The organism is Oceanobacillus saliphilus (assembly GCF_023522835.1).
Taxonomy (GTDB): Bacteria; Bacillota; Bacilli; order Bacillales; family Amphibacillaceae; genus Oceanobacillus; species Oceanobacillus saliphilus.
Genome location: NZ_JALCZU010000001.1, coordinates 328,941 through 355,605 on the forward strand (window position 1 = coordinate 328,941; position 26,665 = coordinate 355,605).

A 26,665-nucleotide genomic window follows, 5' to 3' on the forward strand; every position below is an offset into this window, starting at 1 on the left:
TGATATATACGCATACAAATTGAAATACAGCACAATCAAATTATGCTGTATTCCTAAGTTACATCGAACTGACTTCTTGCTGTGTCACATTTTGAGGTGGATCTGATTTTTTTAAAAACTTTTGGATAACCATTGCAATGACAATTACTGTAATTCCAGCAATATCTGATATTAAACCTGATACCATAAAGAATAGGGCTCCTATTAGGAGAATGGTACGCACATAGATTGGTGCTTTTCTCCCAAAAAACCAGCCTTGTACAGATGCCGCCAGCAGATATATACCTACAATAGCTGTAACTACTGCAAGGGCAATAGCGCCTGCGGAATCGCTTAACAAGAGTAATTCCGGGCTATAGAAGAACATAAATGGAACAATAAACGCTGCAATTCCAATTTGGAATGCCGTTACACTGGTTTTCATCGGATTGGTTCCCGTTATGCCCGCCGCTGCAAATGCCGCCAATGCAACTGGTGGCGTTATTGCTGAGATTACGGCATAGTAGAACACAAACATATGTGCCAGTATGGGTTCCATCCCCATGCTAATTAACCCAGGGGCAACAACAGATGCTGCTACAGCATATGCGGCAGTTGTAGGCATTCCCATCCCCAGAATAATAGATAATGCCATAGCAAACAACAATGCTAAAAACATATTATTATCTGCAATGGAAAGCAGCATCGAGCTGAATCGTTGACCGACACCTGTAAGTGCAATGACGCCTACGATAAAGCCAGCACATGCAACAATTGCGATTAGCTGCAATGCATTTTTCATCCCCAGTTCCAATGCTTCCAGGATATTTTTAAAGCTCATACGCGTTTCTTTACTGAATAAGCTGATTACAAAACATGCAATAATACCGATAGTACCAGCATAGATTACACTAAACCCGCTTACCAGTAGTCCGATAAGCAATATAATTGGTATAAACAGGTATAGCTTTTTCAGGATATATTTCAGCTCTGGCAGCTGCTCCCGTTTCAATCCTTTTAATCCATCTTTAATTGCTTTAAAATCAATCATAAAATAGATGGAAATAAAATATAGTAACGCGGGAATTGTTGCAGCTAAAATGATTTCTGAATATGGCATTCCAGTAATTTCAGCCATTAGAAAGGCACCCGCGCCCATGATTGGAGGTAATAACTGACCTCCAGCAGACGCTGTTGCTTCCGTAGCTGCAGCAAAGCGCGGATTATAGCCCGTCTTTTTCATCAGTGGGATAGTTAAAGAACCGGTCGCCACAACATTTCCTGCTGACGTACCATTGATCATTCCCATAAGTCCAGATGAGAAGACCGCTACTTTTGCCGGCCCACCACGCATTCCTCCTGCCACCCGAAAGGCTACATTCATAAAGTATTGACCTACCCCTGACATTTGCAGAAAGGCACCAAAGATAATGAATAGAATAATATATTTAGATGATACATCCGTCGTTACTCCAAACACACCATCCAACCCGTAGATATACGTTACAAATCGTTCAAAAGAATATCCATTATGGTTCATAAACCCTGGCAGCCAAGGCCCTAAAAACACATAAGCAGAGAAGATGAACGCCAAAATCGGGAGAATCCAGCCGCTTGTTCTTCTAGTAATCTCCAATACTAGTAATAAGCCTAGGGTTGCTACAATAACGTCCATTGTTGTCGGTGCTACACCAAAGCGGAAAACCAATTGATTTAGATTTGCATAAATATAATAACCGACAAAAATCGCCGTGAGAATAAAAATCCAATCCAGAATAGACACTTTATTTGATTCTGTTTTCCACCCTTTATAAAGCAATAATGCCAATACCGTTCCAAAGAGTAAGTGGGTACTTCTAAATATCCATGGATCAATCGGATTTAAATTTAAAATATACAAATGATACAATGCCCCGACAACCGCAATGGTCATAAAGGTATAACGCATCCAGCCTGATAGATTTCTTGTGTTGGGTGATGCTTCCAGTGCATCCTCATTCACTGTCGTATCGATTTTCCCATCTCTATTTACTTTTGGTTCTTTAAGTTCTTCTGCCCTATTATTGTCAGCCACTCTTTTGGAGTTACTTGTTTTGTTCGACATGTTTTATCCTCCCGAATGAAATTAAATCTAAAGTTGAATAGATTCCCTTGATGAAGAATCTATTCAACTTTGGAACATCCCCCTTCTATCTAACAGCGTTTACTCGCCTGCTTCCGCTTCGTACTCTTCAGGGTATAATTCTTCAGGAATATCAATTCCTATTTCCTCGTAGTAACGGATTGCCCCTGGGTGTAATGGGAACTGGGTATTTTTCAAAATTGCTTCTGGATCTTTCGCTTCTTCAGCAGATGCATGTGTGTTAATCATTTGATCAATATTTTCGTGGTACATTTTTACAAAGTCATATACAAAATCAATATTTGCTTCTTTTTGGACCACGCCAAAGTTAAATTGCGCAATTGTTTCGATATCACCTTCTTGCTGTTGGTACGTTCCATCAGGGATTACAAATTCCTGAAAATATGGAAGCTCTTCGATTACCTTTTTGCGATTTTCTCCATCAATTCCATATATATTAATATCTTTTTGGGTTTCAACTTCAACTACTGCAGATATTGGGATACCTGCTGAGAATCCGATATGTTCTAATTGGCCATCAAGCATTTGCGAAACCATGTCACTTGCTCCTGCTTGCACCTGGTCTCTTGTTTCAATCCCTAATGTTTTATAGATTAAAGGGTTATATGTTCCAGGAGTTCCACCAGCAGGTCCTACACCAACACGTTCTCCTGCATGTTCTTCGATGCTTGTAACACCTGTCGATGCCAATGACCACCAGTTAAAAGGTGTGTTGTACATCGGGAAAATTACTCGGATGTCTTTATATTCCTTTTCTGCCCAGTCTCCTGATGCGTTATATCCTTCGTAAAGCGGACCTTCCGTCACCATTCCAAGTTGAATATCACCTTGGTCAAGTAATTGGATATTGTGGACAGGTCCTCCTGTTACTTCGACATTTGATGTGATATCCAAATGCTCTTCCAGCATGTTCGCGAAGCCGCCACCCCAAATATAATAGGTTCCACCTTGTGAAGCTGTCCCGATTGTTACTGTGCTTGGATATTCATCTTCTTGGAAATCTCCTGCTTCAGCTTCTGAACTTCCATCTTCTCCGCCACATGCCGCAAGTAAACCTAGTAAAAGTGCTGTCATTATAAGAAACCTGTATTTTTTCATTTCTTTTCCTCCTTCAATTTTATTGAATATTCCCTTATTTAAACGCTTTCATTAATAGGAGCGTGGCATTTTCAGCACATGCTCTCCGATGTAGGATAAGATTAAATTGTTGTTTACAGGGGCAACTTGATACATGCGGGTTTCCCGGAATTTACGTTCAATATCGTACTGATCGACAAATCCGTTTCCACCATACGTATTTATACAAACATTACCCGCTTCCCAACTTGCTTCACTTGAGAGAAGTTTTGCTGTATTGGCTTCTTCCCCACAGTTTTCACCTGTATCAAACTTTTTCGCAGCTTCATAACGGAGGAGATCTGCTGCTTTTACTTTTGTATAGGCTTGTGCAATCGGAAATTGTACCCCTTGATTTTGACCAATTTTCCGATTAAAAACTTCTCGGGTGCTTGCATACTCAACCGCACGATCGATAAAGAAATAACCATCTCCGATGGTTTCAGCTGCAAGAAGAATCCGTTCTGCATTCATTCCATCCAATACATATTTAAAGCCTTTTCCTTCTTCCCCAATAACGCTGTCTTCAGGAATTTCCATATCTTTGTACCAAATCTTGTTTGTGGCATAGTTAAACATCGTACGAACTGGTTCTACAACCAATGAATCCGGTTGATTTTTGCGAATCTCACGTAAATCTACGAGGAATAATGTAATTCCTTGGGATTTTTTCTCGACTTCTTCAAAAGGTGTCGTACGTGCAAGCAACAATAATAAATCGGATTGTTGAATTCGGCTGGTCCAGTTTTTATGACCATTTACAACATAGACACCCTCTGTCTTTTCTGCAAATGTGCTGATTGCTGTTGTATTGGATCCGGCATCAGGCTCTGTTATGGAAAATGCCTGCAATCGAATATCTCCGCTCGCAATGCCAGGTAAGTATTTTTGCTTTTGTTCCTCACTTCCGTGCCGTAGAAGTGACCCCATCGTATACATCTGTGCATGGCATGCTGCTGCGTGTCCTCCAGAACGGTGAATTTCTTCTAAGATGATTGTTGCTTCTGTTAGCCCGTAGCCTTTTCCACCATATTCTTCAGGAATGAGTACAGATAAATAACCAGCTTCGGTTAATGCGTTTACAAATTCATGGGGGTATTCCCGGCCTGGATCGAGTCGTCTCCAATATTCATTACCAAATGAATTACATAACGCTCGAACTTCTTGTCTCAACTCTTCTCTTTCTGCCTCACTTAACGTAATTGGCCCCTTTACAGGTTGCAGTTTATTCATGATACCTCTCCCTATCTTTATATGATTTTTATAACCCCTTTATTAAGTTTGCTTGAACTTTGCTTGTGATTCCTTATACCAATCTCCCCCTTTATGATCATTCACCACAATACAAGGGAAATCTTCTATTTCTATTTTACGTATTGCCTCTGTTCCAAGATCTTCATAAGCAATGAGCTCAGACGATTTTATCTTTTGGGAAAGAAGCGCTCCTGATCCACCAATCGCAGCGAAATATACGGCGTTATTTTGAGCAATCGAGTCAATGACCTCCTGGCTTCGATACCCTTTTCCAATCATTCCTTTTAAGCCTTCTTGCAGGAGTCTTGGTGTATATTTATCCATCCGACTGCTTGTAGTCGGACCCGCAGATCCAATAACCGCGCCTGGCTTTGCTGGCGTTGGACCGACGTAATATATGGTTTGGTTCGTTAAATCAACTGGGAGTGCTTCTCCTTTTTCCAGCTGCTCAACCATCCGCTTATGCGCCGCATCCCTTGCCGTAAAAATCGTTCCGGTTAAAAATACTTGATCGCCTGCATGTAATTCTAGTTCCACCCCTTCTTCAAAAGGGACACGTATATTATGTTGAGCCATGATAGACCTCCTTACAACCTTACATGCTTATGACGGCTTGCATGACAGTTCAAATTAACTGCCACAGGTAGGGCTGCAATATGACATGGGGCTGTTTCAATCTTGATATCCAACGCTGTCGTGCTTCCACCCATTCCTTGTGGCCCGATTCCTAATTTATTAACCTTCGTAATCATTTCTTCTTCCAATGCCGCTATATCAGGCTTTTCATGCCTTTCACCAACTGGACGAAAGAGAGATTTTTTCGCTAAGTATGCACAGGACTCAAAATTTCCTCCAATACCCACCCCAACAACAAGTGGTGGACATGCATTTGGTCCTGCTTCCCTCACCGTATTTAATATGAACTCCTTAACCCCTTCTAAACCATCACTTGGAGTGAGCATTTTTAGTGCACTCATATTCTCCGCGCCACCGCCTTTAGCGGACATTTGTATTTCTAACTCATCACCTTCCACTAATTCGATATGAATCACGGATGGTGTGTTATCGCCTGTATTTTTTCGATGGATTGGGTCATCAACAATTGAATACCTTAAATAACCTTCTTCGTATCCAGATCTGACCCCTTCGTTAATTGCATCATGAAGGGAGCCGCCAGTGATATGACAATCCTGACCGAGTTTGACGATAAATACCGATACACCTGTATCCTGGCACATTGGCACCCGATTTGTGGTAGCGATATTTGCATTCTCAATTAACTGATTCAAAATACTTTTTCCAGCTTCAGATGTTTCTGTTTTCACAGAATTCTCAAATGCCTGGATTACATCTTGACCAAGGTCATAGTTTGCTTCCTGGCAAATCCTAGCCACTTCCCCGACAATCGTTTCGTAGGTTATTTGTTTCATGTCACCATCCTCATTTACCTTGAATTTTCCTTTTCAAGCACTTTTTCAAGTAATGTATTTTTTTCTTTTGGTGCATGATCTTTTTTATAAATCATGAATGTACGTTTAAACGTTATGACTACATCACCTTTTTGGTTATAGCCTGAAGTCTTTACTTTTACAATTCCCACATTTGGTCGTGATTTTGACTCCCGTTTTTCCAATACCTCTGAATAGGAGTAAATGGTGTCACCTTCAAATACTGGATTTGGCAATCGAACTTCATCCCATCCAAGATTTGCCATTGCATTTTGTGATAGATCCGACACAGACTGCCCCGTAACAAGCGCAATTGTAAACGTTGAATCTACTAATGGCTGCCCGAATTCGGTTTGTTCTGAGTAGTAACTGTCAAAATGTATTGGATTGGTATTTTGTGTTAGTAGTGTCATATAAATATTATCTGTCTTTGTAACGGTTCTCCCTAGTGGATGCGAGTATATATCCCCTATCTCAAAATCCTCATAAAAACGGCCTATCCATCCTTCTTTAATATGCATCTTTTTCCTCCTATCTACTTAATGTACTTGTTTCCATGCCTATTTCTTTTAAAATTTCGTTTGTATGCTCTCCAAGTGCTGGCACCGGAGCCATCACATATTCGATCCCTGCCATTGTTACAGGAGGCTTCAGTGCCTGAATTTCACCTGCTGGCGTAGCGATTTTCTCCCATCTGTTTCTTGCTTTTAATTGAGGGTGGTCGAAAAAGTCTTTCATCGTGTTCAAACGTGCATTTGCTATTTTAGAAGATTCTACTCTCTCGATAACTTCATCAGATGTGAGTGAATCGAATTGTGCTTCTATTATCTGTTTTAATTCCTGGCGATTTTCAGAACGCTTGGAATTACTTTCAAAACGAAAATCCACTGCAAGGGATGGATCTTTTAGTACCTTCTCACAAAAGTGTTTCCATTCCCTTTCATTCTGCAGCCCAATGAATACGGTTTTTTCATCTCCACATTTAAATGGTCCATATGGATAAATGGTCGAATGACTTGCCCCTGCACGCTTTGGTTCGTTGCCTCCATATGCCGCGTAATAGGCTGGATAACCCATCCACTCTCCTAAGGCTTCCAGCATGGAAACTTCCATGACAGTTCCTTTACCAGTTTTTGAACGATTCATGATTGCAGTTAATATTCCAGTGTATGTGTACATACCTGCTGCAATATCAGCAATTGAAATTCCAGCTTTTGATGGTGTTTCTTCTGTTCCAGTAATGGATACGAGACCTGCTTCACATTGAACAAGGAGATCATATGCTTTCTTTTGTTCGTATGGTCCGCCTTTTCCATATCCGGAAAGACTACATACAATTAATTTAGGATGTTTTTCAACTAATTCTTCTGGTATAAATCCCATTCTTTCCAATGCTCCTGGTGCCAAGTTTTGTACGAATACATCTGCCTTTTCCAGCAACCGATGCAATGCTGTTTTGCCATCCTCGGATTTCAAATCCAATGCAATCGATTCTTTTGATCTGTTACACCATACAAAGTGACTGGATAACCCGTTGACCGTTGTATCATAATCTCTTGCAAAGTCTCCAGCACCTGGTCGTTCGACTTTAATTACGCGTGCACCTAAGTCCGCAAGCTGCCTTGTTGCAAATGGTACTGCAATGGCTTGCTCTAAAGATACGACTGTTACTCCTTCTAAAGGTAACAAACAATCCCTCCTCCGCTAAATTTAAACGCTTACATTTTCCAGTAATCTCTTGGCTCGTTCTGCCACAGGTACGTCAATCATCTTTCCGTCTACTTGAATGGCCCCAATTCCATTCTGTCGAGATGCCTCATAAGCTTCGACAATTTTTCTTGCTTTGCGCAATTCTGATTCAGTAGGCAAGAATATATTGTTTACAACTTCCAATTGTTTTGGATGAATAATTAATTTCCCTTGAAATCCTAATTCTTTTGCTTCTTTTGTAGCTTGTTGAAGCCCATCCTCATGATGGATATCTGTATACACGGCATCAATTGGCGGTTGAATCCCTGCTGCATTTGAAGTCATTACCAGATTTGAGCGTGCCATCAGAAGTGCATTCCCTTCGTCTTTAGGGATATTCATATCCAACATAAAGTCTTCTGCCCCGAAAGCCAGTGTTTCTATTCGGTCACTTGCCTTCGCAATTTCATATGCATGAAGCAGTCCTTTTCCAGTTTCAATTAGAGGTACTAATGAAATACTTCCTGTCTCCACGTTATTCCTTGCTTCGAACTGTGCTATTAAATATTCCGTAAGTTGAATATTCTCTTTACCGTTCACTTTAGGAATGAATAAACCATCTAACTTTTGCGATACAACCGCTGAGATATCATCTAAGAAGTATGGACTGTTTATTTCGTTTACACGGACAAATTTCCTTGCCTTTGTATCTAATTCATTGATCGCTTTTTTTATTTTAAGACGCGCCCCCTCTTTTTCTTCAGAAGCTACACTGTCTTCTAAATCAAAAATAATGTTATCTGCTGAGAGTGTTGGTGCTTTATCAATATGTTTCGTTTGATTTCCAGGTATGAAAATCCAAGTTCGATTCATTGGGAAACCTCCCTCTTGTGTATGCTTTTAAATATGTCTTGGATATTGTAGATTGGATACAATGATATTTTAATAGATTTCACTTGTTTTGTAAACAAAATATTTAAATTAATTTATTAGTTTTATATTTTCTGAAATGTTTATTTAGATCCAGCCTATGCATGACCCTTATTAATCCTTCTTTTCTTCCTTCATAAACTGGATTAGTTCCTTGCCTGTTCTTTTTATATGATAGGACAGTTCTTCCCTTGCCTTTTTAATATTCTTGTTATTTACTGCTTCAAGAATTTTTTCGTGTTCTATATTTGACTTCTCTATTTGACCTGGAATAATATGGGGCGTATCTTGTGCGAGTCCATGGGAAATCGTCTCCATAAAACCTTTTAATCGAGCACTATCGCAGCCACTATATAACAGGTAATGAAAACGGCGATTCAAATCCACATATGTCTCTTTATCGGTTGTTTCTAACATTTGGTCATGCATTTCCTTTAAGAAGTTTACATCTTCCTCGTTTAAATTGGGAATGCTTTTTTTCAATACGAGTGATTCAATTACAGAACGCAATTCATATATTTCTTCAACGTCCTCAACAGTTATGGACCTTACAACAGCCCCTTTATGAGGTTCTAATGTAACAAGCCCTTCTAATTCAAGTGTTTTTAATGCTTCGCGTACTGGCATTCTGCTGACGCCAATTTGTTCTGCGAGTTCTGTTTGAACAAGTCTTTCACCAGGTTTAAAAACACCTTTAAGAATGGCTTGCCGCAAAATACTGCTCACTGAATTCGGCAGCATTTCCCTATTTCCTAATCGTAAACTCATCTCTTCTGTCATATTAATTACTCCATTCCCGTTTGTCTCTGTCTGTGTTTGTTATGAATGATTACCTGTTGTGATGGCCTCTGTTCTTGCAAATAATTCGTTTAGGTTTGATTGGCTTTCAAGTTCCATAATTTTTCCGGCTAAACTATCGCGATCCATTTCCGACCAAGGTGATGCTAAACGATGAAACTTATCAAGTAAATCTGCTTTTGTTACCGGATTCTCCGGATCGCCTTTTGGAAAATCTGTTTCAACTGCAATGATTTCATCATTTTTTAGACGGATTTCCACTTTCGCTCCCCATTTTTCAGGATATGCCTCTTGAATATCGTCTGCAACTTCCACTTTCACTCGTTTCAATAGATCACGAATTTCCTGACTCCATAAATTATCTTCGTTAAATGCATGAAGTCCACCTTCACCTTTGACAAAAGCAAGTGCTGTACAATATTGCAAACTAAATTTAGCAGCATATTCGGTTTGTGGATTGTCATTGTCAGTTATGTCGATTGCAACTTGGTATGTTTTTACTGCAATCTCTTCAATATCAGAAGTACTTATATCTGCCTTCTTGGAAACTTCAATCATCAAGTCCATCGCATGATGTGTATGTCGACAGGACGCATGTACTTTAAAGGAATTTTCCATAATTTTATACGTAGCACCAAGGCCTTCTGTCACTTTCGATATGTCATATGTTTCACTCATCGCCTCAAAAAAGCCTCTTTTACCTTCCAATATTTTGGTTGCTGCTGTAAAGTCTTTTTCGGCTAATAGAGCACTGATTACACCATTCATTGCTGCTTTACCGGGATGCAATTGTTTTGACATTGCTCCATCTTCAATAAATTCCCATAAACCTGCTGCTTGTGTTCCTGCACTGCCTAATGCATGGACAATTTGTTCTTTATTCAGATTTAATAGTTTGGCTACTGCAGCTGCCGCTCCAAAAGTACCGCAAGTCGCCGTATTATGCCAATAATAGTAGTGTGATGGTGTTACTGCCTCTCCTATTCGGTAGCATACTTCATAACCGACGATGACAGCTGTGATTAACTCTTTTCCGGTTAACTTCTTCCATTCAGATACAGCGAGTGCAGCTGGAATCACAACTGTTGCTGCATGGATAATGGATGCTTTATGAATATCGTCCTGCTCTACCATGTGACTTGAAGCACCATTTAATAAGGCAGCTTGCATAACGGAGGACTTTCCCCCTGTAATTAAAGACGCCTGTGGGGAGCCACCCATCTCATTTACAAGCGCTTCCATTTTTTTAATTGGTTCTTTTGTCGAACCAGCAATTGCTGAACCGAAATAGTCTAGAATGCAAAGCTTTGTGAACTCAACAACTTCTTTGGGTAGATTTTCATACTGGGTCTGATAGATATAATCCGCTAATTTCTCACTAAGGTTCATTGAATCACTCCTTTAATAATATAAATCCAGTATATTGGATTCAATAGCCAATGTCCAGATTTATTAGAAAATTATAAATAACCTTATTTCCTTTTTCTCAATTACGGCTAATTTTCCGTTATTTTAAAATTATTGAATAAGCTATTTTAGAAAACTTGCAAATGACTTCATTGCACTTATCTTGTAAATATAAACAGCCGGCGCTGATATTCAGCACCGGCTGTTTTAGTTTTCATTTGCTTAATTCGTTACTTTTTTCTTTCCTTTTCCTTTCGCTTTCCCCTGAGGTCCCATAACGTTTTCCACAGTCAGATTTCCTGCGTGGTCAATAACTTGTACCGTTACGACCTGACTTGGGTGGATATCTGTCAACTCAAATTCTGTTTCGTTAATCATAGGCTCTTCCGCTACAGGCTCTCCATCAACAGAGACTTGCCATGAAGCAATTCCACTTCCATCTTCTTCCGTTACTCTTAATGAAACCTCTCTTTGTTCACGGTTAATCTCCGCTTCGACTTCCGGTGGGGTTGTATCGACAATTACCGGCAATTCGAATGTTTGAGATTCAGCTCCTTCAAAATCGATTACCGCTTCCACTTGCAAATAATATTGCCCTTCTGGAGCCGGTTGGCCATCGATTGTTCCATCCCATGCCCAGTCGGAGGATAATTTATAATAAGATGCTCTTCCGCCGTCATAATAGTCTTTTCTTAAGAACTGCTCATTTGCAATCGTCTCCACGACATTTCCATTTTCATCAAGAACATTGAAATTAGCTTCCTTCGCATTTCTTAGGAATGACAGAATTAATAGTGCGTCATCCTGGACACCATCCCCATTTGGAGAGATTGCTATTTTTGAAGGGTCATAAGAATCTGTAACTGCGTCATATCCTAAAAATCCATAGCTGCCCCCGCCAAGAGAAGTCCCTACGCCAGTCATGCCATAATACGTATCAGCATCCCACATTGGTGTATCAAAGATTGGTGCCGCGTCCCATGCACCTTTAAAGCCGACATATGGAACAGTTAGTTTTGGATTCGTATCGGTTGGGTCTGTTAATGTTACAAAACCTTCCAGCCAGTATCCATTTGTGAAGTAGCTGTTCAGGTCAGCATTCCAGTCACTGACATCAATCGTAACTTCAAATGATGTCGAGCCATTTGCAGGAACCTCTACTGTACTTACAGATTCACCATTTACTGTTGCAACGTCATCCAGTTCCAACGCTCCAAATAAGTTCGGTGCAGTCACTAGAATACCTGCATTTACCGGAGTATCTGTTTGCGCATTAGCCTGTACGTCATACGTAACTGCTTCGTCCGAGAAGTTCTCAGCAGTTAGCTCAAACGTCACTTGGTTTTCTGTTACCTCTTTTAAGGCAACTTTTGCTTCATTCGTTGCTGATTCTGTAACAACTACTGGCGTAGAAAGTGCTGCATGAATCTGCATCATACCTGCACCTTGTCGGCGAGGGGATACAAGTGCACCATCAAACTCTACTTGATCCGCTGTATTCATTAATAGATTCTTAGTCAGATTTACGCGTTCTGCTCCCTCATAGCCAAATTCTTCATCAACACGTTGCAGGACAAGTGTACCGCCACCGGATGCATGTGGGGCAGCCATTGACGTACCGCTCATCAATCCGTATTTGTTATCATTAAGTGTGGAAAGAATTTGCCCGCCTGGTGCCGTGATTTCTGGTTTGAAATCAAGGTTTGGCGTCAATCCCCAAGATGTGAAGGCACTCATTTTCCCGGCATCTGGGTTGTTAATGGTCGTTTGGTTTCCTGTAAAATTCAGTGTAACTGCTTGTCCATCTTGAACCGCCGCCACAAGCGCGTCCCCATCGCTTTTTAGCATAAATAACTGTGGAATTGTAATGGCAGCACCTGTAGCCATACTTACCATTCCATCGGTGTTGTTGTAGATGATTACTCCTGCTGCGCCAGCATCTTGTGCGTTGAGAGCTTTTTCAGTAAAAGGGATTACGCCACGTTGAATGAGCACGTATTTCCCTTCAACATCTTTTCCATCAAAATCTGCTGGATATCCTAGTCCTGCTTCATCGACCTCAAAAGATTTTTGTTCGACATCATTCGGATGTGTGCTGCTTGCAGAAAGGAATGCAGCCACTTCTGTTTCTCCATCGATGGCATATTCTAATGCGTCCACTTCCATGAATGAATTTTCAAAGGAAGCTACTTGCAGTGATTGATAGGATACCCCTGGTGAACCACTTACCCCGTAATCCGGGTTGGATGCATATGGATAGAAATAACCATCTGCAAACAATGCTGAGTTTCCAGCAGAAATGGACATCAATACGCCGTTATCAACTGCATTGGCTACTGCCACCTGCTCCGGTGATTCAGGATCAACAAAGCCTGATGCCGAACCGAGACTCATATTCAGTACATCTGCACCGAGCTTAATGGCATCATCAATTGCTCGAATGTAAATATCCCCATACGTGTACTGTATTTCCGGGTCATTTCCGAAAACTTTCAAAGCCAAAAGCTGTGCTTCCGGTGCGATACCTAAAATACCGCCATTTGCTTCATCCCCATTTGCTGCAACTGTTCCGCCAACGTGCATGCCATGATAGTTGGCTGCTGCGTGGATTTCACGAATTTCATCATTGTCATCCATGTAGTTGTAGCCGTATGGGACTTTTTCCGTGTAAAACTGTCCTGGCATTTCTTCCTCACTGACGAGTTGATTTACTTCCGCTACAGTCAGTTTGCCAGTTTCATTATCAGTAAGAACCATATCGCGGTGGCTCGGGTCGATACCGGTATCAATGATTCCGACGACCATGCCTTCCCCTTTATAGCCATAATCACGCCAAGCTTGCTGGGCTTGTACCAATTCTTTACTGTAATTCATATTCGGTTCTGCGATTGGGCGATCATATTTATTGACGATATATACGCCTTTAACCTCAGGAATTGATTCGATTTCCTCGATATCACCTTGTTTTACTTCGGCACTAAAAGCGTTCACGACAGCTGTAAATTCTTCTAGGTATTCCGCTTCTATGTGTTTGCCTTTCATCTTATCTTTTACTGCTTTTTGCTGGGCCTTTGCAGCTTTTTCCAACTGCTTCTTCTCTGCTTTATCCAGCTTGTCATATTTAACACCTTTTTGTGTAGCTTTCTTTATTGGTGCTTCTTCATTCATTTCCACGATAATCCGTAATTTCTCATTTGGATCAACGGTTTCCTTAATTTCTTCCGTAACTAGGTTCTCTTTCTTTTGCAATGGTGCGGTTTTGACCATCGCACTCGCAAAAGAGAAATTACTAAAAACTAATAAGACTGCCAATACCAACGTTCCAACTCTTTTCAGCATACTTTTCCCCCTTATTTTTAGTATATTGCTAGATTCCGAATAAAAGTGCTCTACTAGCAGATTCTATGAGACTTAATATTCAGATATATTAATCATATAGAAAAATTATCCAATCAAACAGTGTAATAAGACATAGGAAATAAGTAGGGAATTACGGTGGGAAAGGAGTGCCGGAAAAGCGGTTCTGTCACTCTCCGAATTATGTCGAAAAAAATAAGACTTCCTTGTATTTAGGAAGTCTTATTGGGTAGTTAAGCGGGTAGCAGCTTTTACCGGGGCAGAATGATAGTGGCGGTGACGATTCTAATCCGAATCCAGGTAATAATATGGGAATCTGACGAAAGCACTGTCTGCCGGTCAATTCCCCGCTCGAAGCCAACAATTGTCAGCTCGGATTCAGCAATGGGCATCACAATATCCAAAAATAACGCTTTCCACGCTACCTTGCACCAATTTCCACGTTGAAATCAGGGTTGCTAAGGGCCTCATGATCTATTTTTTTCAGAGAGCCGCATTTTCTTTTTTAGTTTTCTCAGTGTATCGACTACCGGCCGTTTACCGCCCATGACAAGTCCTGCGAGTTCCGTGAAGATGTACAGAAGCAGGAGGACACCGAGCGTAATAATAAGTGAAACGGTCAGATTGGCATTGGAGAATAATATTCCCATCAATCCGAACAGCGCACTGAAAACATAAATGATGATGACTGCTTTCCGGTGGCTATAACCTGCCTTGATCAACTGGTAATGAAGGTGTTTGTTGTCTGCTGCCATGATGCTCTCTTTATTGTATGCCCTGCGGATCATTGCTACGAGTGTGTCAAAAATCGGTACGGCCAATACGATTACCGGTATGATAAAGCTGAAGAATGTAATATTTTTAAACAGCCCGAGCATGGAGATCACTGCAATCATATAGCCAAGGAAATTTGATCCGGTATCGCCCATATAGATTTTTGCAGGGTAAAAATTATGATAGAGAAAACCTAGATTTGACCCTATCAACACTGCACAAAGATATGCAACGAGAATTTGTGTGTCCGAAATTGCCATAATAAAGATACTTGTCATGGCAATTGTTGATACACCTGTCGCCAGGCCATCCAAACCATCAATTAAGTTAATGGCATTGGTAATTCCGACCACCCACAACAACGTGATCAGCGTACTGAAAAATCCCAGCTCGATGACGCCGAATACTGGAATGGTGATTCGTTCAATAATAAGCCCCGAGTAGATGAGCAAGATGGCTGCTATTAATTGTCCCGTTAGTTTGAGATAGGGTTTGATCGTATATCGGTCATCAACCGCACCGGTAATAATGATGACAATCGAACCGATGAGTATGGCAGTTAAATGCTCATGCTGTGGTTGCAGATAGAGCATCCCTAACAGAGCACCAAAAAATATAGCCAATCCACCGAGTCTTGGCGTTTCATTTATATGGATTTTGCGTTTATCTGGTTTATCCATTGCACCAAATTTAACCGCAAACTTTTTCACCGGATAGGTAATCAGCCACGACGAAATTAGCGCAATCAAGAAAGCGATAAATAAATCGACATAGTTAAACATAGAATTCTCCTACTGTTCTTGGATGACAGTCCATGATGTTACTGGAATGAGTACATTTTTTATCGTCCGACTGGAGCACCAGCCTGTAAACGCTCTCGCTTTTTATGCTGTATTTTCCTTAAATTATACCCAAACATCGTTGGTATTAGCAAATTATATTGCGCTTGTGTTTGCGGTTTCTGTCGATAGTTGAAGCATCTCTGAAAAATTTTTGTTCATTTTCCCTCTTGCCAATGACACCCTTTCTGACTTATGCTACGATTAGCTTTGGGATTTTGAATTATCAGACTTGTTGAAAGGAGAATTCGTATGTTTGCCTACTTATTGGCTGTTGCGGCGGTTATTGCAGTTACTGGAATTATTATCGCTTTTAAAATTAACCTAGATAAAATAAAAAGAGACCCCGAACAGATGGGAAAAGCACAAAGTAACTTCTTTATTGGAGCCGCTATAAGCGAAAGTATTCCCATTATTATGATTGTCTTTGCACTAATTAATGCAGAGCCGGTACCGATGGAAGATCTGTATGTTCCGGCAGGGATCGTTATGATAATGATGGTATTTGCGGCTATCTTTATCTTTCTACAAAGGAGTGTCGATGTCGAGGAAGATCAGAAACAGGCTGTAACTAGTTTTTCATTCATTGCTCTTGGGATCGCAAATGCCATTCCGCTAATTGCTCTCGTTTTTATGTTTATAAATGCTGCTTAAAAAATGCTGCCCTTCGAGGGAGCATTTTTTTCTTTCATTCAAGTAATCTAAACCTTATAATAAAGAATAATCGAATTTGAGAGCTGGTGTCATCTTGGAAGAAACAATTACAATTGAAAAAATATGTATGTTGGCAGGTAAAATAATGCTTGTAAGTGGTGCTGAGACAAACCGCGTGGAAGATACGATGAATCGGATTGCCTCTTCTTTAGGTGTTAAAAACCCGCAAAGTTATGCTACGCCTACTGGAATTAATTTTTCCGTTGATGTTGCCGCTACAACAAATTCACTTCGCATCCTGAAGCGCTCAACGGACTTACATAAAATAGCGGAAGTAAATGATGTCTCGAGAAAACTAACGGCTGGATCTATTCCCATTCATGAAGCGTTTAGGCAGCTTAAAGCAATTGAACGTGAAAATTCTGAGTATCCTGCATGGGTTCAAATTATTGCCGCGGCACTAGTCAGTGGCTGTTTTACGATCATGTTCGGAGGAACGTGGGAGGATTTCCTGCCTGCCCTCATTGCTGGTGCGCTTGGTTTTACCGGAATGCTTACATTTGAACGTGTCGTGGAAATCCGCTTCCTTGCTGAGTTTTTTGGAGCGTTCCTTATCGGTGCATCTGCATATTTATTTGTCAGCATGGGATTCGGCAACGCCCTGAATATGGTCATTATCGGGGCGGTTATGCCACTCGTTCCCGGACTTCATATTACAAATGCCATACGGGATCTGATGTCAGGGCATTTAGTTTCCGGTCTCTCCAAAGGTGTGGAGGCAATGTTGACAGCCTTTGCCATTGGAGCCGGGGTTGCCATCATTTATGCATTTGTATAGGGAATCGGTTTAGGAGGGAAAATATGGTCATTACACAACTTATAACAAGTTTTATTGCAGCATCCGGTTTCGGAATCTTATTTAATGCACCAAGAAACTCCCTGATTCAATGTGGCCTGGTCGGAATGTTTGGCTGGATTTTATATTATTTTCTTGTGGAGCGTGGTATGGATGTCGTTCCAGCTACGATTTTTGCCGCCATTCTCGTCGCCTTACTGAGCCATATTTGTTCCAGATACTATAAAATGCCGATCATCATTTTCAATGTATCAGGCATCATTCCACTCGTACCAGGAGGAATTGCCTATAATGCCATGCGTCATTTTGTGGAAAATGACTATTACACCGCCATTCAGCTTTCTACCCAAGTCATCCTGCTGGCAGGTGGAATTGCAATTGGACTGATGTTTTCGGAAGTGGTTAATCAGGTAGTGAGGAAGGTTGGGAGGTTGAGGGGGTAGGGCGAGGGTGCTCTCCCGAGTAGGATGATAGATGGGATTTTTCCTTACAAGATCCCTTTTCCAATCCCATTAGTTGATTAATTCGTTTTTTCCTATAGAATAGAAATATATTTTGATAAGAAGTGAGGATTTCAATGATGAGTAATCAGCTGCAACCAAAAGTAGTTATTGTAATATTCGGAGCAACAGGAGATTTAGCTAAGCGCAAATTATTCCCTTCCATCTACCGCCTATACAAGAGCGGGAAAATCAGTGAGAACTTTGCTGTTGTCGGTTTGGCACGGCGTCCTTGGACAGATGAGGTTTTGCGTGAAAATGTTACGAAATCAATTGATGATGCATTCTCCCCGGAAGAAGATCTCGAGGAATTCACATCTCATTTTTACTACCAGCCGTTTGATGTGACAGACGAGTCTTCCTACAGTGGTTTAAATACACTAATAAGTGATTTGGAAGGTACATATCGCACAGAAGGCAACCGCGTCTTCTATTTGGCAATGGCTCCTGAATTTTTTGGCACGATTGCCAATAAACTGCAGGAAAATGGCTTGAAGGATTCAGAGGGATGGTCACGTCTTGTGATTGAAAAGCCTTTTGGAGTCGATTTAAAATCAGCGAAAAAATTGAATAAGGAATTGCGCGCTGCTTTCGATGAGAAGCAGATTTACAGAATAGATCATTATTTAGGAAAAGAAATGGTTCAAAATATCGAGGTTATCCGTTTTGCAAATGGCATTTTTGAGCATTTATGGAATAACCGGTTCATCTCCAACATTCAAATTACCTCCAGTGAAACACTGGGAGTTGAAGAGCGGGCACGCTATTATGATCATTCCGGTGCTACAAGGGATATGGTTCAGAATCATATGCTGCAAATGGTCGCGTTGCTTGCGATGGAGCCTCCGATTAGTTTGACGACAGAAGAAGTTCGTTCCGAGAAAATTAAAGTTCTACGGGCGATTCGAAATATGGACAAAGATAAAGTGAATGACTTCTTTGTTCGAGGCCAATATGACAGCGGAGAAATGAAAGGTAAGGCCGTTCCAGCTTACCGTGATGAAGCGGATGAGCTAAGTGAATCCAATACGGAAACATTTGTAGCCGGGAAAATATTGATTGATAACTACCGTTGGGCCGGCGTTCCGATTTACATTCGAACTGGAAAGCGCCTGGCAGAAAAATCAACAAAGATTGTAATCGAGTTTAAAGATATTCCAATGAATTTGTATTATAAAAAGGATAAAGACAGACATCCGAACCTATTGATCATTAACATTCAGCCCGACGAAGGTATCACGCTTTGTCTGAATGCCAAGAAATCAGGATCCGGTGCACTTGCCCAGCCGATTCAGCTTGCCTACAACCAAAATGCAGTTTCAGGCATCAATACTCCTGAAGCATATGAGAAACTTTTATATGACTGCATGGTCGGCGATGCAACCAACTTTACCCATTGGGATGAAGTTGCCCTTTCCTGGAAGTTCGTTGATACTATTTTGGATGTTTGGTCAACGAATGGTGCAGGCTTCCCTAACTATAAATCTGGCTCCATGGGTCCCGATGCCGCAGACGAATTGCTCGCTAAAGATGGATTCCACTGGTGGTCAATCTAATCTAGCGCAACCGCTGATGTTATCAGCGCTGCTTAGGTAGAGGTATTCTATCTTAAATCTTAATGGAAAAGGCCAATGCATTTTACTACATGCATTGGCCTTTATTTTTATAATGGGTCACAGCCAGTATCTCAGGCTGCCTCCCATACCTTACACAAACTGCTTCCTCTCTGGTCTTGATGCCGAAAGAATAAGAATAATGGCAGTGATAAGATGCATAACCATACCTACAAGTGGAATCCAAGCGATCAGTGATGTGATGATTCCAAATACATTTCCTACGATTGATCCATTGACTCTTTTTGTAAAAATCAAGGTAATAATATGAAGGATCAGCATGACAAAAAGCGGTGTCCATGCATTCGCAAGGACGTACATACCTCCCAATATCGGGAACCCAAGCAGTGCTTCAAATATTCCTGTGACCCATTTTAAAATTCGTGATATCGACAAAATCACTCGCCTCCTGCAAGTTCCTTATTATATTGTTTACAGCTTTAACTGTAACGAATAAGTTCAGAGTTTACTATTCCCCGTTTCCAGCAAAATGACACATCCATTGAATGAGGATCCACTAAGAAGGAGAGCCTCGTATGTTTTAACGGGTACTTTTTCGGGTTAAAAATGATCTTCATCATGGTTATGATGATCAATTCTCCTTTCTAAACTTGAGCTAATGACCTTCATCACGCTTATGAAGTTCATTTCTCCTTTCTAAACCTGAGCAAATGATCTTCATCACAGGTATGAAGATCATTTCTCCTTTCTAAATCTAAGCAAATGATCTTCATCACGCTTATGAAGTTCATTTCTCCTTTCTAAACCTGAGCTAATGACCTTCATCACAGGTATGAAGATCAATCCTCCTTGCTAAACTTAAGAAAATAACCTTCATCACGCTTATGAAGTTCATTTCTCCTTTCTAAACCCAAGCAAATAACCTTCATCGCAACTATGAATGTCTTAATTCAATCCAACAACGATCAAAACTTGCCCATCATGATGCAGTTTGTATTTCCTACCCACAAAAAAATCGCAAGTGAATCCACTTGCGATTTTGTTTATTGCTATTTTAATACGAAAAATTCTCCTTAGGCTTCTTTCTTCTTCCTGCCGGTGAATTTTGCGCTTAGATCGTCAAAGAATGTGTATATGACAGGTACGAAGAACAGTGTGAATACACTTGAAACGGATAGTCCAAAGATAATTGTGACTGCAAGCGGCTGCTGCATTTCGGCGCCTTCCCCAAATCCGATTGCCAATGGGATCATGGCAAGTACGGTTGTAAGGGTCGTCATCAAAATGGGACGGAGTCTGTTTCGGCCTGCCTCCAAGATGGCATCGGTTCTTTCCATTCCCCTTCTTCTTAGGATATTAATATAGTCAACGAGGACGATGGAGTTATTTACAACGATCCCCGCGAGCATAATTATTCCGATAAATCCGGGAATACTCAATGCAAGATCTGTGAAGAACAATCCGCCAATGACACCAATGATGGTCGTTGGCAATGCAAACATAATAATGAATGGCTGCAGGAAGTTCTCAAACTGTATTGCCATCACGGCATAGACAAGGAAAATGGAGAAAATCAATGCGATGGCTAGGTCAGTAAAGGATTCCGCCATATCCTGTGCTTGCCCGCCCATTGTTATGCTGTAACCTTCTGGGAGATTCATCGTATCTAGTCTCGTCTCGACGTCGTCAGCAACACTGCCTAAATCACGACCGATAATATCGGTTGACACGTTCATTTGTGGTTGCTGATTTTCTCTCATTAAGGAAGCAGGTCCTTGTATTTCCACAAATTCGGCAACTTCCTGAAGTGGGAGACTTGCTCCCGCAGGTGATTGGATTTTCATGTCTTGTAAGTCATTAATGGTGCTGCGCTCATCTTCTGGATAGAGCAATGTGACATCCATTTCCTGGCCATTTTCGCGGAACTGTGTTGCTGTTTGGCCAGTAAACTGCAATTGAATTTGTCCGGTAATCTGTTCCTGGGTCAATCCATAGGCCGCTGCTGCACCTTCATCAATCAAGATCGTCATCTGCGGTACTCCTTCAGATGCTGCAGATGTTGGATTGAATACGCCATCCACAGTGGAAATCTCTGCAACTACCTGTTTGGAGATCTCCTGTAAAACTTCGTGTTCCGGCCCATTGATTTGAATTTGAATTGGGTCGCCCATATTCATTCCACCATCAAGTACACTGGCGGTGATGTCCGCTCCTGCAATATGCTGGAATTGTTCATCCATTGCCTTCACCACTTCCGATGTGGATCGGTCTCTTTCCGCTGTGGGGATTAACTGAATGGTATATGTTGCCTCATTGCCGGCAGCGAATCCTGTTCCCCCGATTGTTACATAGCTTACGTCAATGACATCGGCATACTCGCCGATAACTTCATTTACTCGTTCCACGATGCCTGTTGTGTAATCGTGACTGCTTCCTGGAGCTGTTTCCACGACAATCTGTGCCTGCCCTTGGTCAGAAGATGGAATCAGTTCTGCACCAATGGACGGAATCAATGCCAGGCTGCCAATGATGGCGAGGATGGTAATGAATACAGTCGTTTTACGGAATTTTAACGTACCCTTCAGTCCCCTGCCATATTTATTTCTTACGCTGTCCAGAAAACGGTCAAACCAGTATCTACGCCCACTATCTTCCATTGCTTTGGAAAGCAGTTTGGAAGAAAGCATTGGAACTAATGTGACTGCAACAACAAGGGATGCAATCAACGAAAAGGATACTGCCAATGCGAGTGGTGTGAATAGATCGGATGCAAGTCCCTCCACGTAAATAATGGGCAGAAATACGACCAATGTTGTTGTCGTGGATGCGATAACGGCAGGTGCAAGTTCAGAGGCACCTTTAGTTGCCGAATCAAATAGACTGTATCCTTTTTTCCGATAAGAGTAGATGTTTTCCAAAATAACAATGGAACTGTCCACCATCATCCCAATTCCTAGTGCCAACCCGCCAAGTGTAAGGACATTCAATGTTTGTCCGGTAAAGTACATCAGTGCGAATGTAGATATGAGTGCGATTGGTATGGCCAAACCGATTACGATCGTTGCACGAATGCTCTTCAAAAAGAGAAGCAGGACGAAAACGGCAATGGCTCCACCGATAATAATATTGATGATGACGGAATCAATCGATAATTGAATGAACTCCGATGTATCTATGATGGTTTCCACGTTTACTCCTTCAGGTAAATCTGCGCGGAGTTCCCCGAGGGCATCTTGGATATTTGTTGCAACTTCAACCGTATTGGCGTCGGTTTGTTTCATAATCGATAAAACGACGGACGGTTCGCCATTTACCAATGTAGTTGAAGATGATTTCTTAAAAGCATCCTTTACCTCTGCAATATCCTCTACTAGTACGGTAGCACCAGTTTCGGTTTGGATGATTGTTTCCTCAATATCAGTCAATGTTTCAAACTCACCCGTTACTCTGAGTTGAAGATCCTGATTGCCTTTTTCAATCGTACCTACAGAGGCTGAACTGTTTGTGCTGCTGATTGCCTGGATAATCCCTTGGGTTGTGACACCATATTGCTGCATTTTTGCCTGATTTAGTTCCACCTGGATTTCGCGGACTTTTCCACCTTCCACCGTTACGGAAGCGACACCGCCTTGGCGTTCGAAGTAGGGAACGACTTGTTCATCCGCAATTTCAGTCAATTTCGCAGCATCTTCGCCCGTCAAGCCAAGCCAGACAACAGGGAGGGAATCAGGGCTGAATCTAAGAATGCTCGGTTCGCCAGCTTGATCGGGCAGAAAACCTTTTACCTGATCGATCTTTTCCCGGACATCGAGTAATGCCTGATCAAGATCTGTGCCATTTTTGAACATCATCACCACGAGGGATGACCCTGATTGTGATTGTGATTGAACGGTATCAATTCCTTCCACGGTACTGATTGAGGACTCGATTGGTCTGCTGATTAAGTTCTCTACATCTTCTGGTGCGGCATCCTGATAGCTGGTTGCGACGACAGCAATCGGTAAATCAATTTTTGGAAAAAGGTCCACTGCCAAGCTTCGAACAGATACAATCCCAAGAGCTATAATGGCAAGGACAATCATGATGACCCCTACAGGACGCTTAACGGCTGTATTTACAAGCTTCAAAACTTACTCCCCTTTCGCAGCGTCCACTTGATCACCATCGGATAGTGTCAATTGACCGGTGATGACAATCTGGTCACCGGGCTGAACGTCGCCTTCTATTGCAGATTTATCGGTTTGTGTTTCCGTTATGCTTATTTCCACTTTCTCAGCTCTATCATCATTTATGATATAGACAAAGGGAAGATCATCTTCATAGACAACAGCAGATGTTGGAACGAGAATGGAATCTTCTATTTTCTTCTCGGGTATGTTCAATACGGCAATCAGTCCTGGTAAGATTTCCGATTCTTCATTTTCAACAGTGGCTTCAATTGGATATAAACCGGTCTCATCCGGCATGACATTGACCTCTGTGATGGTTACTTCGTATTCCTGATTTTCTATCACTGTCGTAAATGTGTCGTCAACCGTAATCAGTGCCCGGACACTTGCCGTTACGGAAAATTGCAGTTTCATTTCGTTCATGTCGGCAATGATTGCAAAAGGCTCCTCGCTTGTTGCCATTTCCCCTTCTGCAGCCTGTAGTTGAATAATTTCACCGTCTTTTGATGCACGGATGTTCTGAATTCCTGCAGCAGTTGAAATTTTCGCGATCAGGTCGTCTTCTTCAACGAATGTTCCATTTTCAACTTCCAATGCATCTACTTCACCAGGCGCCTGCAGCATAATTGGGGTAGTGCTGTTTGGCGCTGTGCGGCCATAGATTGTCTTTTCAACTACTAAATCCCCTGTTTCTGCCTCAGCAGTTTCAACTGGAACAATACGTTCCTCGACTTCTTCTGCCGCATCTTCCTCTGTACATGCTGCAAGTATTCCCATCATTAACATTGCAGCTAAACCGAATCGCATTTTCTTCATGAATGGTGCTCCTTCCATAACGGTTCCTTATTTTAATAATGTTATTTTCATCGTTTTTGCCAGCTGCTCACATTCCAAAGTCAATTCAGGTATCTCTTTGAAATGGGCAAGTAAGCCTTGAATGATAATCGGTTGCGTTTCCTCTTTTGACAGCTCTGTTTCAAGTAACTGCATCGCATCCAATAATTGCTTCACTTTTTCTGTACCTGGTTCCATCTTCAAAACCTTTTCTTTCATGGCTGAGACAATTGCCATAGAGGGGTCAATCTCACTCCCATATTTCAGTTCATTACGGAATTTTTCAGTAACGAATGTTAATGGAACCTCCCGATGTTTAAGCATTCCTGAAACAATGTCATCCAGTCGTCTGACGAGAAAGGGGCCAATCTTTTCTCTATCGATTGCAATCTCATCAATAACAATCCATTTGGAATAAGCATTAATCAACCCATCGATTTGAATGACGACATCTACAATCATTTCCCTTATTTGCTCCCCATAAATTTCGAGAAGATTTTCCCTTAAGTTTTGGAAACTAGAAATTTTCATATGTTCCATCATTTTATCTGTTTGCTCACCAATTGAAATATTTTCCCTCACATGCATGATGATGAAATCTTTGTACGTATAAACGTAATCAATGATCGTATTAATTTGCATCTCAAAACTTTCCCTGGGATTCAGGTTTGCTTCTCTGATTTGCTTCATTTTATCCGTCATCTGTATGTAAAAATGCTGGATTGCAGTCGTGATAAATTGTTCTTTTGAGTCAAAATATAGATAAAAAGAACCTTTGGAAACACCTGCTGCAGAAGCAATCTCTTGAATCGAGGTTTGATGGTATCCTTTTGCAGAAAATAACTTCATTCCTGCCTCAATTAGTTTTCTTTTCTTTTCATTCAACATGATCACCTGTTTCTTTATGTACGATTAAAGCTTGTGAATAGTTTCGTTTATGCGAACAAAAGCGCAAGCGCCCGTTTAGGGACGTACGGACTGGACTGAGGCGTAGGAGATAAAGGAAACACGGCGACCGTAAGGAGCCGATGTTGACTTATCGTACGGAGGTGAAGGAAGTCTCGCTAGTCCCTGGGCGCTGGAGCTGGACGTGGCTGTTTATGTGTAAAAGTTAATTGCTGCCAAAATTTATACTTTCTTTTCTCATTAGAAATATCCTGTTTGGACAAACTGACTTACCGGTCAGTCATAAATGGTTAGTAAAAATATTTAGCTGTTTTATTATATATGTCTTTCCATCAAATATGCAAGCTCGGGTAACAGGAACCTACACTCAGTGGGTATCTTATACCCGTAAATCCGGGTAAATGTCACGGATTTATGAACATTTCTTGAATAGATGAAAACCACTGGCAGCGGGGATTGCCAGCAGTTACCATATATTTTTGCCTGATCCAAAGAGCATTCTCCTATTGTAATGCACAATGACTTGGCTTGTTCTTTTGTACTGACTGTCGATGGTCTTTTCGGAAGCATTCACGAGGATCCCGGTACCATCATAAAATTCTATGTATGTTTTACTTCCTTTTTGTACGTAGTTTTTCACATGATGAAATGCTACCCAAACGCAATCTTTATTTTTATCGGATGCTGTTGGAAACATGAATATCCCTCTTTCTGGGGATATGGGGACCGGCAATTTGGAGGTTGAATTCAGGATGTTTTTGACGGTTTCTTTTCTTCCGATGAGGTTGGCACCGTGAATGATACAACTGTTATCAATTATTTGCTCCGCTCTATGAACGGATAGCTTCTCGGTGTTACCTTCTAATACTTTTGTACGAAAATAGGAAGATTGTGCTGGCATTATTGCTTTTGTATCTTTTGATACAAGATAGAGTACATTCATATCATCTCCATAAACCCAACGTATTTCCCCGCTTAAGTTTCTAAGACTATTTTATAATAAATTTCCAATTTTCGCACCAATAAATTAAGTACAATTGTTTTAATTGGTTTACACTTTATAAATTTATTAATAATCGCCTTACTAGCCTTGATAAAAATGAGGATATTTACATAGTTCTACCATAGGTTATTTATAACTTTCCGATGCGTATATGGAGGAATTATCGTAAAAATTCACTAAATTAGTTGAAAATAATCTGAAATGACAATTTGTTTTTCTTCCACTTTTTACGGGTACAGTCATATATAGAAAAGCACATAAATATAAAGGAGGCAATGATATGGCTGATAAAAATAAGGATAGAAATATACAACAGGATGATCGAGATACTGAAAAAGGATCACAGTTACAATCGAATAAGATGGAGAAAGCACAAGGGAACGAGGAGAAAAAAGATAAAGATGATCAATAAAGGTATTATCGTGGTATAAGCAT

Annotated in this window: 23 protein-coding genes; 6 read left to right on the top strand and 17 right to left on the bottom strand. The window is 41.0% G+C overall.

The window, feature by feature from the left end; all coding sequences use genetic code 11:
• Positions 1-58 precede the first annotated feature (58 nt).
• The 12 genes from MN204_RS01385 to MN204_RS01445 all read right to left on the bottom strand — a co-directional run bounded on the left by MN204_RS01385 (position 59) and on the right by MN204_RS01445 (position 15,677).
• Positions 59-2,083 (bottom strand): TRAP transporter permease, encoded by a 2,025-nt coding sequence (locus MN204_RS01385; protein WP_249869275.1) that lies wholly within the window; start codon positions 2,081-2,083, stop codon positions 59-61.
• A gap of 99 nt (positions 2,084-2,182) precedes the next feature.
• The gene (locus MN204_RS01390; RefSeq protein WP_249869276.1) at positions 2,183-3,220 is read right to left on the bottom strand and encodes a TAXI family TRAP transporter solute-binding subunit; all 1,038 of its coding nucleotides are present in this window, start codon (positions 3,218-3,220) and stop codon (positions 2,183-2,185) included.
• A gap of 51 nt (positions 3,221-3,271) precedes the next feature.
• Positions 3,272-4,471 carry an acyl-CoA dehydrogenase family protein gene (locus tag MN204_RS01395; RefSeq protein ID WP_249869277.1) on the bottom strand — a complete coding sequence of 400 codons (1,200 nt, stop codon included), beginning with the start codon at positions 4,469-4,471 and terminating at the stop codon, positions 3,272-3,274.
• 42 nt (positions 4,472-4,513) lie between these two features.
• Positions 4,514-5,068 carry a Fe-S-containing hydro-lyase gene (locus tag MN204_RS01400; protein ID WP_249869278.1) on the bottom strand — a complete coding sequence of 185 codons (555 nt, stop codon included), beginning with the start codon at positions 5,066-5,068 and terminating at the stop codon, positions 4,514-4,516.
• An 11-nt stretch (positions 5,069-5,079) separates the two neighbouring features.
• Complete coding sequence (locus MN204_RS01405) at positions 5,080-5,922, bottom strand: fumarate hydratase (protein WP_249869279.1); 843 nt, start codon at positions 5,920-5,922, stop codon at positions 5,080-5,082.
• Positions 5,923-5,936: 14 nt separating this feature from the next.
• Positions 5,937-6,461: a MaoC family dehydratase gene (locus MN204_RS01410; RefSeq protein ID WP_249869280.1), complete on the bottom strand. Its 525-nt coding sequence runs from the start codon at positions 6,459-6,461 to the stop codon at positions 5,937-5,939.
• Between the two features lie 10 nt (positions 6,462-6,471).
• Entirely contained in the window at positions 6,472-7,629 is a 1,158-nt protein-coding gene (locus tag MN204_RS01415) for a CaiB/BaiF CoA transferase family protein (protein ID WP_249869281.1), read from the bottom strand.
• A 21-nt stretch (positions 7,630-7,650) separates the two neighbouring features.
• Complete coding sequence (locus MN204_RS01420; RefSeq protein ID WP_249869282.1) at positions 7,651-8,502, bottom strand: HpcH/HpaI aldolase/citrate lyase family protein; 852 nt, start codon at positions 8,500-8,502, stop codon at positions 7,651-7,653.
• A 171-nt stretch (positions 8,503-8,673) separates the two neighbouring features.
• The gene (locus MN204_RS01425) at positions 8,674-9,339 is read right to left on the bottom strand and encodes a GntR family transcriptional regulator (RefSeq protein WP_249869283.1); all 666 of its coding nucleotides are present in this window, start codon (positions 9,337-9,339) and stop codon (positions 8,674-8,676) included.
• Between the two features lie 39 nt (positions 9,340-9,378).
• Complete coding sequence (locus MN204_RS01430; protein ID WP_249869284.1) at positions 9,379-10,746, bottom strand: MmgE/PrpD family protein; 1,368 nt, start codon at positions 10,744-10,746, stop codon at positions 9,379-9,381.
• A gap of 240 nt (positions 10,747-10,986) precedes the next feature.
• The gene (locus MN204_RS21215) at positions 10,987-14,103 is read right to left on the bottom strand and encodes a S8 family serine peptidase (RefSeq protein ID WP_306798545.1); all 3,117 of its coding nucleotides are present in this window, start codon (positions 14,101-14,103) and stop codon (positions 10,987-10,989) included.
• Between the two features lie 485 nt (positions 14,104-14,588).
• Positions 14,589-15,677: a glycosyltransferase family 4 protein gene (locus MN204_RS01445; protein WP_249869285.1), complete on the bottom strand. Its 1,089-nt coding sequence runs from the start codon at positions 15,675-15,677 to the stop codon at positions 14,589-14,591.
• Between the two features lie 46 nt (positions 15,678-15,723).
• On the opposite strand from MN204_RS01445, the gene MN204_RS01450 reads away from it, so the two are divergent.
• The 5 genes from MN204_RS01450 (at position 15,724) to zwf (ending at position 19,300) form a co-directional block, all read left to right on the top strand.
• Positions 15,724-15,870 carry a hypothetical protein gene (locus MN204_RS01450; protein ID WP_249869286.1) on the top strand — a complete coding sequence of 49 codons (147 nt, stop codon included), beginning with the start codon at positions 15,724-15,726 and terminating at the stop codon, positions 15,868-15,870.
• A 116-nt stretch (positions 15,871-15,986) separates the two neighbouring features.
• Complete coding sequence (locus tag MN204_RS01455; protein ID WP_249869287.1) at positions 15,987-16,388, top strand: hypothetical protein; 402 nt, start codon at positions 15,987-15,989, stop codon at positions 16,386-16,388.
• Between the two features lie 91 nt (positions 16,389-16,479).
• Positions 16,480-17,226 carry a threonine/serine exporter family protein gene (locus tag MN204_RS01460; protein WP_438804681.1) on the top strand — a complete coding sequence of 249 codons (747 nt, stop codon included), beginning with the start codon at positions 16,480-16,482 and terminating at the stop codon, positions 17,224-17,226.
• Positions 17,227-17,249: 23 nt separating this feature from the next.
• Complete coding sequence (locus MN204_RS01465; protein ID WP_249869289.1) at positions 17,250-17,687, top strand: threonine/serine exporter family protein; 438 nt, start codon at positions 17,250-17,252, stop codon at positions 17,685-17,687.
• Positions 17,688-17,824: 137 nt separating this feature from the next.
• Complete coding sequence (gene zwf, locus MN204_RS01470) at positions 17,825-19,300, top strand: glucose-6-phosphate dehydrogenase (RefSeq protein WP_438804682.1); 1,476 nt, start codon at positions 17,825-17,827, stop codon at positions 19,298-19,300.
• Positions 19,301-19,450: 150 nt separating this feature from the next.
• Here zwf and MN204_RS01475 read toward each other — a convergent pair whose 3' ends face one another.
• From MN204_RS01475 to MN204_RS01495, 5 genes are all read right to left on the bottom strand, one after another.
• Positions 19,451-19,753, bottom strand: coding sequence for a hypothetical protein (locus MN204_RS01475; RefSeq protein ID WP_249869291.1), 303 nt, complete (start codon positions 19,751-19,753; stop codon positions 19,451-19,453).
• Positions 19,754-20,391: 638 nt separating this feature from the next.
• Entirely contained in the window at positions 20,392-23,445 is a 3,054-nt protein-coding gene (locus MN204_RS01480; RefSeq protein WP_249869292.1) for an efflux RND transporter permease subunit, read from the bottom strand.
• Positions 23,446-23,448: 3 nt separating this feature from the next.
• A complete protein-coding gene (locus MN204_RS01485; protein WP_249869293.1) occupies positions 23,449-24,303 on the bottom strand; it encodes an efflux RND transporter periplasmic adaptor subunit in 855 nt (284 codons plus the stop codon).
• 27 nt (positions 24,304-24,330) lie between these two features.
• Positions 24,331-25,206: a TetR/AcrR family transcriptional regulator gene (locus tag MN204_RS01490; protein WP_249869294.1), complete on the bottom strand. Its 876-nt coding sequence runs from the start codon at positions 25,204-25,206 to the stop codon at positions 24,331-24,333.
• A 487-nt stretch (positions 25,207-25,693) separates the two neighbouring features.
• Positions 25,694-26,170 carry a competence protein ComK gene (locus tag MN204_RS01495; protein WP_249869295.1) on the bottom strand — a complete coding sequence of 159 codons (477 nt, stop codon included), beginning with the start codon at positions 26,168-26,170 and terminating at the stop codon, positions 25,694-25,696.
• Between the two features lie 340 nt (positions 26,171-26,510).
• Here MN204_RS01495 and MN204_RS21220 point away from each other — a divergent pair, with 340 nt between their 5' ends.
• A complete protein-coding gene (locus MN204_RS21220; protein ID WP_306798546.1) occupies positions 26,511-26,642 on the top strand; it encodes a hypothetical protein in 132 nt (43 codons plus the stop codon).
• Positions 26,643-26,665: the final 23 nt, after the last annotated feature.

What these genes read in the sequence shown, in the direction of transcription:
- MN204_RS01385 (WP_249869275.1), bottom strand. Translation starts at nt 2,083, where the DNA reads ATGTCGAACAAAACAAGTAACTCCAAAAGAGTGGCTGACAATAATAGG.
- MN204_RS01390 (WP_249869276.1), bottom strand. Translation starts at nt 3,220, where the DNA reads ATGAAAAAATACAGGTTTCTTATAATGACAGCACTTTTACTAGGTTTA.
- MN204_RS01395 (WP_249869277.1), bottom strand. Translation starts at nt 4,471, where the DNA reads ATGAATAAACTGCAACCTGTAAAGGGGCCAATTACGTTAAGTGAGGCA.
- MN204_RS01400 (WP_249869278.1), bottom strand. Translation starts at nt 5,068, where the DNA reads ATGGCTCAACATAATATACGTGTCCCTTTTGAAGAAGGGGTGGAACTA.
- MN204_RS01405 (WP_249869279.1), bottom strand. Translation starts at nt 5,922, where the DNA reads ATGAAACAAATAACCTACGAAACGATTGTCGGGGAAGTGGCTAGGATT.
- MN204_RS01410 (WP_249869280.1), bottom strand. Translation starts at nt 6,461, where the DNA reads ATGCATATTAAAGAAGGATGGATAGGCCGTTTTTATGAGGATTTTGAG.
- MN204_RS01420 (WP_249869282.1), bottom strand. Translation starts at nt 8,502, where the DNA reads ATGAATCGAACTTGGATTTTCATACCTGGAAATCAAACGAAACATATT.
- MN204_RS01425 (WP_249869283.1), bottom strand. Translation starts at nt 9,339, where the DNA reads ATGACAGAAGAGATGAGTTTACGATTAGGAAATAGGGAAATGCTGCCG.
- MN204_RS01430 (WP_249869284.1), bottom strand. Translation starts at nt 10,746, where the DNA reads ATGAACCTTAGTGAGAAATTAGCGGATTATATCTATCAGACCCAGTAT.
- MN204_RS21215 (WP_306798545.1), bottom strand. Translation starts at nt 14,103, where the DNA reads ATGCTGAAAAGAGTTGGAACGTTGGTATTGGCAGTCTTATTAGTTTTT.
- MN204_RS01445 (WP_249869285.1), bottom strand. Translation starts at nt 15,677, where the DNA reads ATGTTTAACTATGTCGATTTATTTATCGCTTTCTTGATTGCGCTAATT.
- MN204_RS01450 (WP_249869286.1), top strand. Translation starts at nt 15,724, where the DNA reads ATGAGTACATTTTTTATCGTCCGACTGGAGCACCAGCCTGTAAACGCT.
- MN204_RS01455 (WP_249869287.1), top strand. Translation starts at nt 15,987, where the DNA reads ATGTTTGCCTACTTATTGGCTGTTGCGGCGGTTATTGCAGTTACTGGA.
- MN204_RS01465 (WP_249869289.1), top strand. Translation starts at nt 17,250, where the DNA reads ATGGTCATTACACAACTTATAACAAGTTTTATTGCAGCATCCGGTTTC.
- zwf (WP_438804682.1), top strand. Translation starts at nt 17,825, where the DNA reads ATGAGTAATCAGCTGCAACCAAAAGTAGTTATTGTAATATTCGGAGCA.
- MN204_RS01485 (WP_249869293.1), bottom strand. Translation starts at nt 24,303, where the DNA reads ATGAAGAAAATGCGATTCGGTTTAGCTGCAATGTTAATGATGGGAATA.
- MN204_RS01495 (WP_249869295.1), bottom strand. Translation starts at nt 26,170, where the DNA reads ATGAATGTACTCTATCTTGTATCAAAAGATACAAAAGCAATAATGCCA.
- MN204_RS21220 (WP_306798546.1), top strand. Translation starts at nt 26,511, where the DNA reads ATGGCTGATAAAAATAAGGATAGAAATATACAACAGGATGATCGAGAT.